Source organism: Ancylobacter novellus DSM 506 (assembly GCF_000092925.1).
GTDB classification, from domain to species: Bacteria; Pseudomonadota; Alphaproteobacteria; order Rhizobiales; family Xanthobacteraceae; genus Ancylobacter; species Ancylobacter novellus.
Map to the genome: position 1 here is coordinate 1416135 of NC_014217.1, position 13721 is coordinate 1429855.

Sequence of the window (13721 nt, forward strand, 5' to 3'; positions counted from 1 at the left end):
CCAGCCCTCAAATATCCAGCAGTTCCTCGCTGGCGAAAGCCGCGCGCTCGGAGATGAAGGCGAAGCGGCTCTCGGGCTTATTGCCCATCAGCCGCTCGACGATGTCGGCGGTCGCGGCGCGCTCGGCTTCCTCGATGCTGACGCGCAGCAGCGTGCGCGTCTTGCGGCTCATCGTGGTCTCCTTCAACTGCGCCGGCATCATTTCGCCGAGGCCCTTGAAGCGGCCGATCTCCACCTTGCCGCGGCCGGAGAATTCCTTCTTCAGCAACTCGTCGCGGTGCGCCTCGTCGCGCGCATAGAGCGTCTTGGCGCCCTGGCTGATGCGGTAGAGCGGCGGCACGGCGAGGAAGAGGTGGCCGTTCTCGATCAGCTTCGGCATCTGCCGGAAGAAGAAGGTGACGAGCAGCGAGGCGATGTGGGCGCCGTCGACGTCGGCGTCCGTCATGATGATCACGCGCTCGTAGCGCAGGTCTTCCTCGCGGTAATGCGTTCCGGTGCCGCAGCCCAGTGCTTGCATCAGGTCGGCGAGCTGCTGGTTCTGCGCGAGCTTGTCGCGCCCGGCGCTGGCGACGTTGAGGATCTTTCCGCGCAGTGGCAGCACGGCCTGGGTCTGGCGCTCGCGCGCCTGCTTGGCCGAGCCGCCGGCCGAGTCGCCCTCGACGATGAACAGCTCCGAGCCGGCCGCCGAATTGTTCGAGCAGTCGGCGAGCTTGCCGGGCAGGCGCAGCTTGCGCACGGCCGTCTTGCGGGAGATTTCCTTCTCCTGCCGGCGGCGCAGGCGCTCGTCGGCGCGCTCGATCACCCAGTCGAGCAGGCGCGAGGCCTGCGTCGGGTTGCCGCCGAGCCAGTGGTCGAAGGGATCGCGCAGCGCGGCCTCGACGATGCGGGTCGCCTCGGCGGTGGCGAGCTTTTCCTTGGTCTGGCCCTGGAATTCCGGCTCGCGCACGAAGACCGAGAGCATGGCGGCGCAGCCGGCCATCACGTCGTCGGTGGTGATGATTGAGGCGCGCTTGGTGTTGCCGGTACGCTCGGCATGGTCGCGCAGGCCCTTGAGCAGCACCGAGCGCAGCCCCGCCTCATGCGTGCCGCCCTCGGCGGTCGGGATGGTGTTGCAATAGGAAGAGATGGCCCCGTCGGCATCGCCCAGCCACGCCACCGCCCATTCCGCCGAGCCATGGCCGCCGGGGCGCGAGGTCTTGCCGGCGAAAACATCCGGGTGGACCAGCGTGTGGCCTTCGATGTCGGCGGCGAGATAATCCTTGAGGCCGCCGGGGAAGCGGAACACCGCCTTTTCCGGGATCTCGCTGCCGGCGACGAGCGAGGCGTCGCAGCTCCAGCGGATCTCGACGCCGCCGAAGAGGTACGCTTTGGAGCGCGCCATCTTGAACACGCGGGCCGGCTTGAACCGGGCGCCCTCGCCGAAGATCTGCGCGTCGGGATGGAAGCGCACGCGGGTGCCGCGGCGGTTCAGCACCCGGCCGACCTCCTGGATCGGCCCCTGCGGCAGGCCGCGCGAATAGGTCTGGCGGTACAGCATCTGCCCGCGCGCGACCTCGACCTCCAGCACGTCGGAGAGCGCGTTTACCACGGAGACGCCGACGCCGTGCAGGCCGCCCGAGGTCTCGTAGACCTTAGAGTCGAACTTGCCGCCGGCATGCAGCGTGGTGAGGATCACCTCCAGCGCCGACTTGCCGGGATATTTCGGGTGGTCCTCGATCGGGATACCGCGTCCGTTGTCGGTGACGGCGAGGAAGCCGTCCTCGGTCAGCTCGACATCGATGAAGCTGGCATGGCCGGCCACCGCCTCGTCCATGCAGTTGTCGATCACCTCGGCGAAGAGGTGGTGCAGCGCCTTCTCGTCGGTGCCGCCGATGTACATGCCCGGCCGGCGGCGGACCGGCTCCAGCCCTTCCAGCACCTCGATATGCGCGGCGGTGTAGCCGTTCTCTGCCGGGGGCGGTGCCTCGCCGCGCGCGGCAGCCTTCGCCGTCGGACGGGCCGGGCGCGGGGCGGGAGGAGCGGCGGAGAAGAGGTCGTCGGCATTCGACATGGGCGGGATTTCGGCTCGGATCTCTCGGGCGATGATTCGGTGTGCACCAGCACTATGGCAGGCGCAAGCCCAAACCGGAACGCTCCGTGAACATATCGGGGCGGCTCGGGCGAGGCGCGCTCGCCAACGCGCCGTCATCCTGAGGTGCCCGGCGTCTCGCCGGGCCTCGAAGGATGCTCGTCCGGGCGCGCTGTAGCAACCATCCTTCGAGGCTCGCTGCGCTCGCACCTCAGGATGACGGCGTATCGTGAGCAAGGCGTGCAGGCGCTCGCCAATCCTCAGCGCTTGCGCAGCCGCTTCCGGTTCGCCCGCACCTTCCGGCGGTAGAGGGCGACGATCTGCGGCGCCGCCCGGTCGAGCTTGCCGGAAGCGGCGGCGGAGGCGAGATGGGCGTTGGCCTCGCCGAGCGCCAGGGTCTTCTCCGTCACCATCCGCACCGCCTCGATTCCGGCGGCGAGGTCGCCGCGCGCCAGCTTCGTCATCCGCTCGGCCACCACCTCTTGCGCGTCGAGGCCGAGGCGGGCGAGGTCGAGGGACAGCGGGAAGAGGTCGAAGGGATACATGACGCGATACTCCACAAGGCGGCCGGGCAGGGTAGGGCACCGCGCGGCAGGCGGGGAGGTAAGTCCCATCGCGTGCGACAGTTCCTGCGAAACCCGCGCATCCGCCATGCGATGCGCGCGCGCATCGCGTCTTCCGCCGGACATGCAGAAGGTGTAATGGCGCTCCTCCATGCGCGAGGGCTCCGCAGCGAGAGCCTTGCGGTTTGCCGGGAACATTGCAGGGATTGCCGCCATGAGCGACAGCAAGGCACGGATCGCCATCCTCGGGGCCTCGGGCTACACCGGCTCGGAGCTCGTCCGCCTGCTGCTGCGCCATCCGCGCGTCGAGATCGTCGCGCTGACCGCCGACCGCAAGGCGGGCCAGCCCATGGCGAGCGTGTTCCCGCAATTCGCGCCGTTCAAGCTGCCCGACCTGATCACCATCGAGCAAGTCGAGTGGAGCGGGGTCGACCTCGTCTTCTGCGCGCTGCCGCACGGTACGACGCAGCTCGTCATCAAGCAGGTGTTCGAGAGCGCGCCGCATGTGAAGGTGGTCGACCTCTCGGCCGATTTCCGGCTGCGCGACGCCGGCGCCTATGAGCAGTGGTATGGCCACCCGCACCAGGCGCTGGAGCTGCAGCAGGAGGCCGTCTACGGCATCGTCGAGCTCTACCGCGACGAGATCAAAAAGGCTCGGCTGGTCGCCAATCCCGGCTGCTACACCACGACGGCGATCCTGCCCGTGGTGCCGCTGATCGAGGCCGGCGCCATCGATCCCGAGCACATCGTCGTCGACGCCAAGAGCGGCGTCACCGGCGCGGGCCGCTCGGCCAAGGAGAACCTGCTCTACACCGAGGTGACGGACGGGATGCACGCTTACGGGGTGGGCAGCCACCGCCACATGGCCGAGCTCGACCAGGAGTTCACCAAGGCGGCCGGGCGCACTATCGTCCCGAGCTTCACCCCGCACCTCATCCCGATGAGCCGCGGCATCTACGCCACGATCTATTTGAAGACCGGCGCCGGCGTCGGCGCGGAAGGCGTGCATCGCGTGCTGGCCGATTTCTACCGCGGCGAGCCCTTCGTGCATGTGCTCCCGCTTGGCCAGGTGCCGCAGACGCGCTTCGTGAAGGGCTCCAACATGGCCTTCATCGGCGTGATCAAGGACCGCGCGCCGGACCGGGTGATCGTCATCGCGACCACCGACAATCTGGTGAAGGGCGCCTCCGGCCAGGCGGTGCAGAACATGAACCTCGTGCTCGGCTATCCCGAGACGCTGGGTCTGGAGCAGATCGCGCTGTTCCCGTAAGGGCAGACATCGGTCTTTCGCAGCATCCCCGACAGCGATATGGTCGACAGTATATCAGTCGGCCGATCAAGGTTGCTTTAGGGGAAATGCCATGCCGAATGCCATCCTTGCCTCGCGTCGCGGCGTGTTCGCCGCGCTTGCCTGCGGTTGCGCCGCCGCTGCCGGTCTTGGCCGCGGCTCGGCTTTCGCCGCCTCGCCGGCGGCGTCGACCTCGGTCTCGGCGGACGAGGCGCTGAGCCGGCTGAAGAGCGGCAATGCCGCCTTCGTCGGCGGCGAAAGCTGCACGCCGGCCGGCGGCCATGGCCATATCGCGCCGCTTGCCGCAGGGCAGGCGCCGTTCGCCGTGGTGGTGGGGTGCTCGGATTCCCGCACGCCGCCCGAGCACCTGTTCGATGGTAAGCTCGGCGAGCTGTTCATCGTGCGCGTCGCCGGCAACACGGTCGACCACACCGCGCTCGGCTCGATCGAGTACGGCGTGGCGGTGCTCGGCGCGCCGCTGGTGCTGGTGCTCGGCCATAGCGGCTGCGGCGCGGTCGAGGCGGCGACGAAGGTCGTCACCAAGGGCGCCACCTATCCCGGATCCATCGGGCAGATGGTGGAACCGATCGTACCGGCGGTGCGCAAGGCGCAGGGCATGAAGGGCGACCTCATGGCCAATGCGGTGCGCACCAATGTCGAGCTGGTGCTCGAGCAGATCGCCGCTGCCAGCCCACTGGTGGCGCAGGCCCGCGATGCGGGCAAGGTGCGGTTGGCCGGCGCGGTCTACGACCTCGCCAGCGGCAAGGTGGCCTTCCTCGACTGACCGACGAACGCCCGGCGCCGCCTCACAGCGGCGGCATGGCCTTGATATAGGCGGTGATCTGCTGCTTCAGCGCGGCGATGCGGGCCTGGTAGAGCGCGGTGAGGCAGGTCGCATTGGCGCCGCAGGCCGCGCGCGAGGTCAGGAAGGCGCGCGCCTCGTCATGCCGGTTGCCGTTCGCGCCCATCAGCATTGGCAGGCGGCCATAGGCGAACCACAGCCCGCCCATCTCGCTGTCGAGCGCGGAGAGCGCCGGGTCGGCGCAGACCGCCCGCTCGTCCGCCGCCTGCGCCTTGCCGCAGTCGAAGCTCGCGGCATGGGCCGGCGCGGAAAGGCCGATGCCGGCCAGCGCGGCGGCAAGCAGCGCCGTCCGCTTCACGACTTCACCTTCACATAGCTGCCCGGCGCGTCCTCCAGCGCCGGATAGGCCCCCTCGCCGGGAATGCGGGTGTCGGCGGGCACGCGGCGGCCGTCCAGTTCCTCGATCCATGAGAACCAGTCCGGCCACCAGGAGCCGGGATGCATCTCAGCCCGCGCGATCCAGTCCTCCAGCTTCCCCGTGGGGGCGTCGCCGGTCCAGTACTGGTACTTGCCGCGCTCGGGCGGGTTGATGACGCCGGCGATATGGCCGGAGCCGGCGAGCACGAAGCGTCCGGGATTGCCGAACAGCTGCACGCCGAGGAAGACGGACGGCGCCGGGGCGATGTGGTCCTCGCGCGTCGCCACGCTGTAGACCGGCAGGTCGATGGTCTTGAGGTCCAGGAGCTTGCCGGCGAGCATCAGCACGCCCTTGGCCAGCCGGTTGTCGAGGTAGCAATTGCGCAGATAGAAGGAGTGGTTGGCCGCCGGCAGCCGCGTCGAATCCGAGTTCCAGTAGAGGATGTCGAACGGGAAGGGCGCCTGGCCCTTCAGGTAGTTGTTGACGACATAGGGCCAGATCAGGTCGTTGGAGCGCAGCATGTTGAAGGCGTTCGCCATATGGCGGCCCTGCATCACGCCCGCCTCCAGCATCTTGCGCTCGAGATTGGCGACCTGCTCCTCGTCGATGAACACTTTCAGGTCGCCGGCATAGGTGAAGTCGACCTGGGTGGTGAGGAAGCTGGCCGAGCGCACGCCGGCCTTCTTGCCGGAGGCCGCGAGCCACGCCAGCGTCATCGCCAGCATGGTGCCGCCGACGCAATAGCCGACCGCGTGTACTTCCTTGGCGCCGCTCGCCTTCTTGGCGACCTCGAAGGCCTTGAGCACGCCGTCGCGCATATAGGCGTCGAAGCCCTTGGTGGCGAGCTCGGGGCCGGGATTGACCCAGGAGACCACGAACACCGTCAGCCCCTGCTTTACCGCCCAGCGGATGAAGGACTTTTCCGGGCTGAGGTCGAGCACGTAGAACTTGTTGATCCAGGGCGGGACGATCACCACCGGCGTCGCCAGCACGCTTTCCGTCTGCGGCGCGTACTGGATGAGCTGCATCAGTTCGTTCTGGAAGACCACCTTGCCGGGCGTCGAGGCGAGGTTCTCGCCGACGCGGAACTTCGAGGCGTCGGTCTGGCGGATCTTCAAATCGCCGCCGCCGGCCTCGATGTCCTCCGCCAGCATCTTCATGCCGCGCACGAGGTTCTCGCCGTTGGAGGCGAGCGTGGTGCGCAGCAATTCCGGGTTGGTCAGCACGAAGTTGGAAGGCGAGACCGCGCTGGCGATCTGGCGGACGTAGAACTCGGCCTTGTGCTTGGTGTGGGCGTCGATCTCGGCGTCCTCGACCATCTCCTCGGCCCAGTTGGCGGTGAGGAGATAGGCCTGCTTGAGCGCGTCGAAGAACGGGTTGCTCGACCATTCCGGGTCGACGAAGCGCCCGTCGCGCGTGGTGGGCTCGGCCACCGGGCGGGCCTTCTTGCCGCTGAGCCTGCGCAGGGTCGAGGACCACAGCGAGAGATAGCCGCCGATCAGCCGCGACTGCGCGTCGACGGTGCGCTGCGGGTCGGCGAGCCAGTATTCGGCGACGTTGCCGATGGTCTTCATCACGTCGGCGATGTCCTCGGCGACGTCGTCCTTGATTCGCCCGTCCTCGCGCGGGCGCAGATAGGCGGCCATGGCCTTGCCGCCCTCTTCCATCATGCGGGCGAGGTTGCCGGCGAAGGCTTCGAGGTCGATCGGGCCGGAGCGCGGCACCTCCGGTGCGGCGACGGGGGAGGGCGCGGCCGGCGCGGCGGCAGGCGCCGGGGCGGCCGGCTTCGTCGCGACTTTCACCGGACGCTTCGCGGCGGGTCTGGCGGCAGGTTTGAGTGCAGGTTTGGGAGCGGGTTTGGCCGCAGCCTTGGCGGCGGGAGGCGCAACGGGCGCGGGGGCCGGCGTCGGCTTGGCCGTGGTGCGCCGCGCTTTCGCCGGCGGGGCAGGATTGGCGGAGACCGGCTCGGCGGCGACCGATGCCGCCTTCAACGCCAAGATTTTGGGCGCGGTCGGCTTCTCCGCCGCCGGCTTCGCTGCCGCAGGGGCAGGCGTGACCGGCTTGCGGGCCGGTACCTTTTCGATCTTATTAGTCGGCTTATCAATTTCCTTGGCCGACGATCGCGCCGCCGGGGCCGGCGCCGCCTTGGCGACGGCCTTGCGGGCAGGGGGAGGGGCCGCCGCGGCGGACTTTGTCCCGGCCGGCTTGGCCGCAGAGGGCTTGGCCGCAGCCGGCTTGGCCGGCGCCGACCTCACGGCCGTCGCTGAGGCGGCCGTCGTCTTGGCCGATGTCGCCTTGGCTTGCGTCGCCTTTGCGGCGCCGGCGCGGGAGGGCGCCACCTTGCGCGGCGCGGCCGCTTCCATCGGTTCGGATTTCGGAGGAGAGACCGGCTTCCGGCTCATGCGTCGGTTGCTCACCGCTTGTCCCCGCGGGTAGGTGCGTTCATAGGTGGCCATAATAGACGCGCCATCCGATGCTAGCGAGTGCGTATGAGGGCGGAGGCGACAGCGTGCCGCAATGTTCGGGAGCGGTGAATTTGGGTGACAGGCTGAAGGGTCGAGGACCGGCGGCGAGTCTCGCCGTGCTGGCCGTCGCGCTGGCGCTGGCCGGCTGCGCCGGCGCCGGTGGGCCGTCCGGCGTGATCACCGGCGAGGCGCTGGAGGCGCCCGCGGCGGGCGGCGAAGCCGTGGTGGCGACGCAGGAGACGCCGGCCGCCGAGCCCGCGGCGACCGAAGCCTCGGTGGGTCAGGCCGTTCCGCCGGCCGCGACCGCTGCCGCCGCATCCGCTCCCGCCGCATCCGCTCCAGCAACGTCGCCCGCCGCTGCCGAGACCTCCTCCCGCACCGCGCGCGACGGCTCGCGCGCCGCGCCGCCGGCGCCGCCCAGCGGCAAGCCGAAGGAGTTGCCCTATCCGAGCTTCGGCACCCCGGCGCAGATCGGCGACAAGCCGGTCATGAGCAAGGAGGACACCGCCAAGCTGCAGAAGGACCTCGAGACGCTCGCCAAGGAACGCGAGGCCAAGGCGCTGCGCGAGCTCGAAGCGGACCAGTAATGGACAGGCCCGGCCGCCCGCCGCATCATTCTTCTGCCCATTTGCGCTGACAACGATCGCTGTGCGGGCGCGCCAGAGGTGATATGAAGCGCTCGTTGCGCCGACTGCGGGACTCGCAGCGGCTAGGAGCTTGAGGACCATGACCGATTTCCATCGCATTCGCCGGCTGCCGCCCTACGTGTTCGAGCAGGTCAATCGCGTGAAGGCCACCGCTCGCAACGCCGGCGCCGACATCGTGGACCTCGGCATGGGCAATCCGGACCTCGACGCCCCGGCGCATGTGATCGAAAAGCTCAAAGAGACCATCGGCAAGCCGCGCACCGACCGCTATTCGGCCTCCAAGGGCATTCCCGGCCTGCGCCGCGCCCAGGCGGCCTATTACGAGCGCCGCTTCGGGGTGAAGGTGAACCCCGACACCCAGGTCGTCGCCACGCTCGGCTCCAAGGAAGGCTTCGCCAACATGGCGCAGGCGATCACCGCCCCGGGCGACGTGATCCTGGTGCCGAATCCGTCCTACCCGATCCACGCCTTCGGCTTCCTGATGGCCGGGGCGGCGATCCGCTCCGTGCCCTGCGAGCCGGGGCCGGAGTTCTTCCACGCGCTGGAGCGCGCGGTGGCGCATTCGATTCCCTCGCCGCTGGCGCTGGTGCTCTGCTATCCGTCGAACCCGACCGCGCAGGTGGCGGACCTCGATTTCTACCGCGACGTCGTCGCCTTCGCGAAGAAGCACGACCTGATCGTGCTGTCCGACCTCGCCTATTCCGAGGTCTATTTCGACGGCGATCCGCCGCCTTCCGTGCTGCAGGTGCCGGGCGCGGTGGACGTGACGGTGGAGTTCACCTCCATGTCCAAGACCTTCTCCATGGCCGGCTGGCGCATGGGCTTCGCGGTGGGCAATGAGCGCCTCATCGCGGCGCTGGCGCGGGTGAAGTCCTATCTCGACTACGGCGCCTACACGCCGATCCAGGTGGCGGCGACCGCGGCGCTGAACGGCCCGCAGGAGTGCATCGCCGAGATGCGCGGCGTCTACAGGAAGCGCCGCGACGCGCTGGTCGAGAGCTTCGGCAAGGCCGGCTGGGAGATTCCCTCGCCGAGCGCCTCCATGTTCGCCTGGGCGCCGATCCCCGAGAAGTTCCGGAGCCTCGGCAGCCTCGAATTCTCCAAGCTGCTGATCGAGAAGGCCGACGTCGCCGTGGCCCCCGGCGTCGGCTTCGGCGAGCATGGCGACGAATATGTGCGCATCGCCCTGGTGGAGAACGAGCAGCGCATCCGCCAGGCGGCCCGCAATATCCGCCGCTTCCTTGAAACGGGCGCCGAAACATTGCACAACGTCGTCCCTCTCGCCGCGGCACGCTGACGCCCGGGCCTTCGCCGGGCGCGGCCGCTTCCTGATTGATTCTTGAGTTCGGACACGTTGATGGCGTCGCCGCTGAAAATTGGCATCGCCGGCCTGGGGACGGTCGGCGCGGGCGTGGTTCGCATGCTTGATCGCCGCCGCGACGAGATCGCCGCCCGCATCGGCCGGCCGGTCGAGGTGGTGGCGGTCAGCGCCCGCGATCGTTCCCGCAACCGCGACTGCGACCTCTCCGGCATGCGCTGGTACGACGACGCCGTGGCGCTGGCGCGCGACCCCGACATCGACGTCTTCGTCGAATTGATCGGCGGCCCCGACGGCATCGCCAAGGCGGCGGTGGAAGCGGCGCTCGAAGCCGGCCACACGGTCGTCACCGCCAACAAGGCGCTGCTCGCCCATCACGGCGTGGCGCTGGCGCGCGCGGCGGAGGAGAAGGGCGTCGGCATCCATTTCGAGGCGGCCGTGGCCGGCGGCATTCCGGTCATCAAGACCTTGCGCGAGGCGCTGCTCGGCAACGAGGTCGCCCGCGTCTCCGGCATCCTCAACGGCACCTGCAACTACATCCTGACCCGGATGCAGGAGGAAGGGCTGTCCTTCGACGCCTGCCTCGCCGAAGCGCAGCATCTCGGCTACGCCGAGGCCGACCCGACCTTCGACGTCGATGGCTTCGACACCGCGCACAAGCTCGCTCTGCTCGCCGCGCTCGCCTTCGGCGTGCAGCCGGACCCGGACGCCATCCATATCGAGGGCATCCGCTCCATCACGCTCGCCGACATCGAGGCGGCGGACGAGCTCGGCTACCGCATCAAGCTGCTCGGCGTCGCCGCCCGCACCGGGGACAAGGTGGAGCTGCGCGTGCACCCGACCATGGTGCCCAAGCACTGGCCGATCGCCCAGGTCTCCGGCGTCACCAATGCGGTGGCGATCGACGGCGACGCGGTCCATCTCACCCTGGTCGGCCCCGGCGCCGGCAGCGACGCCACCGCCTCGGCCGTGGTCGGCGATCTCTGCGACATCGCGGGCGGCAAGGGCGGCGCGCCCTTCGGCTGGCGCTCGGCGAGTTTGCGCGCGGCGGAGAAGGCAGCAATCCAGCGTCATGAAGGTGGGTATTATATCCGCCTTGCGGCGGTGGACCGGCCCGGAACGGCGGCGGCCATCGCCCGGCATATGGCCGAGCAGAACATCTCGCTCGAATCCATCATGCAGCACCGGCGCGGCCGCCCCCATGGCGGCGAGCGCGCGGAGAGCGCGGAGGACCCGGCACCGGTGGTGCTGATCACCTACGCGACGAACGAGGACGCGGTGCGACGCGCGATCGCCGCCATCGATCTCGATGGCGTCATCGCCTCGCCGCCGCAGGTGATACGGATCGAGAAAGACTGAGAGGGCTGGGACGATGGCGGAAATTACGGTCAAGGCGGGCCAGGCGCTCGAGCGCATCCTGACGCTGGAGCTGGTGCGCGTCACCGAGCGCGCGGCAGTGGCCTCGGCGAGCCTGCGCGGGCGCGGCGACGAGAAGGCGGCCGACAAGGCCGCGGTCGACGCCATGCGCCGCGAGCTCAACCGCCTGCCGATCGCCGGCCGCATCGTCATCGGCGAGGGCGAGCGCGACGAGGCGCCGATGCTGTTCATCGGCGAGGAGGTCGGCACCGGCAAGGGCCCGGCGGTGGACATCGCCGTCGATCCGCTGGAAGGCACCACGCTCTGCGCCAAGAACATGCCCGGCTCCATCGCCGTGATGGCCATGGCCGAGGGCGGCACGCTGCTCTACGCGCCCGACGTCTACATGGACAAGATCGCCATCGGGCCGGGCTACCCGAAGGGCACTATCGACATCGACGCGACGCCGGCGGACAACATCCACTCGCTGGCCAAGGCCAAGGGTGTGAAGCCCGCCGAGATCACCGCGCTGATCCTCGACCGCCCGCGCCACGCCGCCATCATCGAGGCGGTGCGCAAGACCGGCGCCTCGGTGCAGCTCATCACCGACGGCGACGTCGCAGGCGTGATCCACACCACCAACCCGGACGAGACCGGCGTCGACATCTATCTCGGCACCGGCGGCGCGCCGGAAGGCGTGCTGGCGGCGGCGGCGCTGCGCTGCATCGGCGGCGAGATGTACACCCGCCTCATCCTCGACACCGAGGAGAAGCGCGAGCGTGCCAAGACCATGGGCGTCACCGACCCGAAGAAGATCTACACCATCTTCGACATGGTGCGCGGCGACTGCCTGATCTCGGCGACCGGGGTCACCACCGGCAATTTGCTCAAGGGCGTGAAGTACGAGAAGGGCGTGGTGAAGACCCACACCGTTGTCATGCGCTCCGCCTCCGGCACGGTCCGCTGGATCGAGGCCGAGCACCGGGACATGTCGAAGTTCCATCTGGGGTGAGGCTGCCCGCAGCCGTCATCCCGGACGGCCGCAGGCCGATCCGGGATCGCGTGCAGAATGGGGAGCGATCTCCAGTAGCGCACCCTCATCCTGAGGTGCGAGCCCACGGGTCTTGCCTTCGGCAAGCCCGAGGACAGGCTCCGCGAGCCTCGAAGGATGGTCCTTCAAACGCGGATGAGCATCCTTCGAGGCCCGGCTTTGCCGGGCACCTCAGGATGAGGTCGAGTGGGTGGATAGAGAAGTCAGCGGGGCGCGAGGCGCCCCGTTTTCATTTTGCCGGCAGGCGTGCGGGCCGGGGCACGCGGAAGCCCAGCCCGGGCTTTGGATGCGTCGCGGTGTGCTGTATACCAGTGGGCCGTCGAAGCGCTTCCGTCCGGGAGAGCCTTCGCGGGACGCAAAGCCAATTGCCAAGGGAACGACCCATGCCCGCTCCTCATTCCGAGATCCCCGCCCTGCAGTCGAAGATCGTCGGCCTCATCGGCGAAGACAAATACACCGAGGTCGCCGAGGCCTATGCGGCCTTCGTGAAGGAGCACCCGACGACCACCTACATGGCCGCCGAGCCGATCCCCTTCAAGGTCGCCGACCGCCTCGCCAAGAAGTACGGCTCCTCCGCCACCACCACCTTCACCCTGCGCCACATCACCTGGGCGTCCGACCTTGCGGCGGCTCTGAAGAGCGGCCCGGCGGAGTTCGGCGCATTCACGGCCAAAACCGACGCCGCGGTCGCCGAGATCGCCAAGACGGTGAAGAAGGTCGCCTGAGCGGCTTTCTCTGCCGAGGTTTACGGAAGGCCGGCCGCTGGGCCGGCCTTTTTGTTTGCGGCGGGGCCACTCGGAACACTGTCATGGCCGGGCTTGGCCCGGCCATCCACGTCTTCTGGTCTGTGCGCGGACAAGTCGTGGATGCCCGGGCCAAGCCCGGGCATGACGTTGTACGAGGCTGCGGAGTCAGCCCTTCGCCGCCACGCCCTTCAGGAAATACTCCACCCCCAGCTTCACCATGTCGGGCTGGGAGGCGTGCGGGCCGGGGTGCTCGACATAGGTCAGCTCGTAGCCGGCGCGGCGCAGCTTGGCGGCGTGGGAGCGGCCGGCGGTGTCGATCGGCGTCTGCGTGTCCTGCTGGCCGTGGGCGATGAACACGCGTGGAGAGCCCTCCTGCGCCAGCACCGTCATGAAGCCGGCGGAGAAGGCGAGGATGTGCGAGACGAGGTGCCCGTTGCTCAGCCCGGTGGAGAGCGAGTAGCTGCCGCCGTCGGAATGGCCGGCAAAGGCGAAATGCGCCGGGTCCAGCGTGAAGCGCGAGGCAACCTCGGCAAGCCCGATGTCGAGCCGCTCGCGGTCCGGCCCGTTGCCGGCGATGACGATGTCCCAGGTCGGGAACAGCGACTGCGGCACCAGCAGCAGGAAGCCGCGCTCCTCGGCGTGCCCGCGCAGGATCGGCATGATCTTCTCGGCGCTGCCGCCGCCGCCATGGAACAGCGTCACCAGCGGCGTCGGCCGCGCCGCGTCGATGCCCTCGGGCACGATGAGCACATAGTCGCGCGTGTCGAACAGGCCGAGATCGTGCCGGCCGGGCGGCAGCGGCGGCTTGGTCGGGGCGGCATGGGTGAAGGCGAGGCGGCCGAGCAGGCTGAGGTCGAGCATGGCGCGCACCATAGTGCGGCCTTCCGCCGGTGCAAGCCGCGCGCGTGCCCAAAGAGGGGCGGCGCAGAGCCAAGTCCCGCCGCGTCATGAGGCGGGCGCAGGGCTGGCATGGCGGCGCGGGCCTTTGCCGGGGAGGTC

General features: G+C 69.2%; 13 protein-coding genes. 8 read left to right on the plus strand and 5 right to left on the minus strand.

Features of this window, described 5'->3' with window-relative positions; translation table 11 throughout:
• Positions 1–7: 7 nt before the first annotated feature.
• Positions 8–2050: a DNA topoisomerase IV subunit B gene (gene parE, locus SNOV_RS06760; RefSeq protein ID WP_013166172.1), complete on the minus strand. Its 2043-nt coding sequence runs from the start codon at positions 2048–2050 to the stop codon at positions 8–10.
• A 278-nt stretch (positions 2051–2328) separates the two neighbouring features.
• On the minus strand, positions 2329–2613 hold the full coding sequence (locus SNOV_RS06765) for a hypothetical protein (protein ID WP_041782060.1): 285 nt from the start codon (positions 2611–2613) through the stop codon (positions 2329–2331).
• A 232-nt stretch (positions 2614–2845) separates the two neighbouring features.
• Between SNOV_RS06765 and argC the strand changes: the two genes are divergently transcribed.
• The gene (gene argC / locus SNOV_RS06770) at positions 2846–3901 is read left to right on the plus strand and encodes an N-acetyl-gamma-glutamyl-phosphate reductase (protein ID WP_013166174.1); all 1056 of its coding nucleotides are present in this window, start codon (positions 2846–2848) and stop codon (positions 3899–3901) included.
• Between the two features lie 91 nt (positions 3902–3992).
• Positions 3993–4703, plus strand: a complete 711-nt coding sequence (locus SNOV_RS06775) for a carbonic anhydrase (protein ID WP_013166175.1) — start codon at positions 3993–3995, stop codon at positions 4701–4703.
• 22 nt (positions 4704–4725) lie between these two features.
• On the opposite strand, the gene SNOV_RS06780 is transcribed toward SNOV_RS06775, so the two are convergent.
• Together SNOV_RS06780 and phaC are read right to left on the minus strand one after the other, a co-directional pair.
• Positions 4726–5079: a lysozyme inhibitor LprI family protein gene (locus tag SNOV_RS06780; protein ID WP_013166176.1), complete on the minus strand. Its 354-nt coding sequence runs from the start codon at positions 5077–5079 to the stop codon at positions 4726–4728.
• Positions 5076–6809, minus strand: coding sequence for a class I poly(R)-hydroxyalkanoic acid synthase (gene phaC / locus SNOV_RS06785; RefSeq protein WP_187291130.1), 1734 nt, complete (start codon positions 6807–6809; stop codon positions 5076–5078). The genes SNOV_RS06780 and phaC overlap by 4 nt, the downstream gene beginning before the upstream one ends.
• Before the next feature lie 241 nt (positions 6810–7050).
• On the opposite strand from phaC, the gene SNOV_RS23400 reads away from it, so the two are divergent.
• The 6 genes from SNOV_RS23400 to SNOV_RS06815 all read left to right on the plus strand — a co-directional run bounded on the left by SNOV_RS23400 (position 7051) and on the right by SNOV_RS06815 (position 12701).
• On the plus strand, positions 7051–7575 hold the full coding sequence (locus SNOV_RS23400) for a hypothetical protein (protein WP_187291098.1): 525 nt from the start codon (positions 7051–7053) through the stop codon (positions 7573–7575).
• A gap of 100 nt (positions 7576–7675) precedes the next feature.
• Complete coding sequence (locus SNOV_RS06795; RefSeq protein ID WP_144295960.1) at positions 7676–8191, plus strand: hypothetical protein; 516 nt, start codon at positions 7676–7678, stop codon at positions 8189–8191.
• A gap of 139 nt (positions 8192–8330) precedes the next feature.
• Entirely contained in the window at positions 8331–9548 is a 1218-nt protein-coding gene (locus tag SNOV_RS06800; RefSeq protein WP_013166179.1) for an LL-diaminopimelate aminotransferase, read from the plus strand.
• A 60-nt stretch (positions 9549–9608) separates the two neighbouring features.
• Positions 9609–10928, plus strand: coding sequence for a homoserine dehydrogenase (locus tag SNOV_RS06805; RefSeq protein ID WP_013166180.1), 1320 nt, complete (start codon positions 9609–9611; stop codon positions 10926–10928).
• Positions 10929–10941: 13 nt separating this feature from the next.
• Entirely contained in the window at positions 10942–11937 is a 996-nt protein-coding gene (gene glpX, locus SNOV_RS06810) for a class II fructose-bisphosphatase (RefSeq protein WP_013166181.1), read from the plus strand.
• A 422-nt stretch (positions 11938–12359) separates the two neighbouring features.
• Positions 12360–12701, plus strand: a complete 342-nt coding sequence (locus SNOV_RS06815; RefSeq protein ID WP_013166182.1) for a hypothetical protein — start codon at positions 12360–12362, stop codon at positions 12699–12701.
• 186 nt (positions 12702–12887) lie between these two features.
• Here SNOV_RS06815 and SNOV_RS06820 read toward each other — a convergent pair whose 3' ends face one another.
• Positions 12888–13583 (minus strand): alpha/beta hydrolase, encoded by a 696-nt coding sequence (locus SNOV_RS06820; RefSeq protein ID WP_244412895.1) that lies wholly within the window; start codon positions 13581–13583, stop codon positions 12888–12890.
• Between the last annotated feature and the right edge of the window lie 138 nt (positions 13584–13721).

Bases quoted from the DNA above. Each gene is read 5' to 3' on its own strand.
- parE (WP_013166172.1), bottom strand. From the start codon at position 2,050: ATGTCGAATGCCGACGACCTCTTCTCCGCCGCTCCTCCCGCCCCGCGC.
- SNOV_RS06765 (WP_041782060.1), bottom strand. From the start codon at position 2,613: ATGTATCCCTTCGACCTCTTCCCGCTGTCCCTCGACCTCGCCCGCCTC.
- argC (WP_013166174.1), top strand. From the start codon at position 2,846: ATGAGCGACAGCAAGGCACGGATCGCCATCCTCGGGGCCTCGGGCTAC.
- SNOV_RS06775 (WP_013166175.1), top strand. From the start codon at position 3,993: ATGCCGAATGCCATCCTTGCCTCGCGTCGCGGCGTGTTCGCCGCGCTT.
- phaC (WP_187291130.1), bottom strand. From the start codon at position 6,809: ATGATGGAAGAGGGCGGCAAGGCCATGGCCGCCTATCTGCGCCCGCGC.
- SNOV_RS06800 (WP_013166179.1), top strand. From the start codon at position 8,331: ATGACCGATTTCCATCGCATTCGCCGGCTGCCGCCCTACGTGTTCGAG.
- SNOV_RS06805 (WP_013166180.1), top strand. From the start codon at position 9,609: ATGGCGTCGCCGCTGAAAATTGGCATCGCCGGCCTGGGGACGGTCGGC.
- glpX (WP_013166181.1), top strand. From the start codon at position 10,942: ATGGCGGAAATTACGGTCAAGGCGGGCCAGGCGCTCGAGCGCATCCTG.
- SNOV_RS06815 (WP_013166182.1), top strand. From the start codon at position 12,360: ATGCCCGCTCCTCATTCCGAGATCCCCGCCCTGCAGTCGAAGATCGTC.
- SNOV_RS06820 (WP_244412895.1), bottom strand. From the start codon at position 13,583: ATGCTCGACCTCAGCCTGCTCGGCCGCCTCGCCTTCACCCATGCCGCC.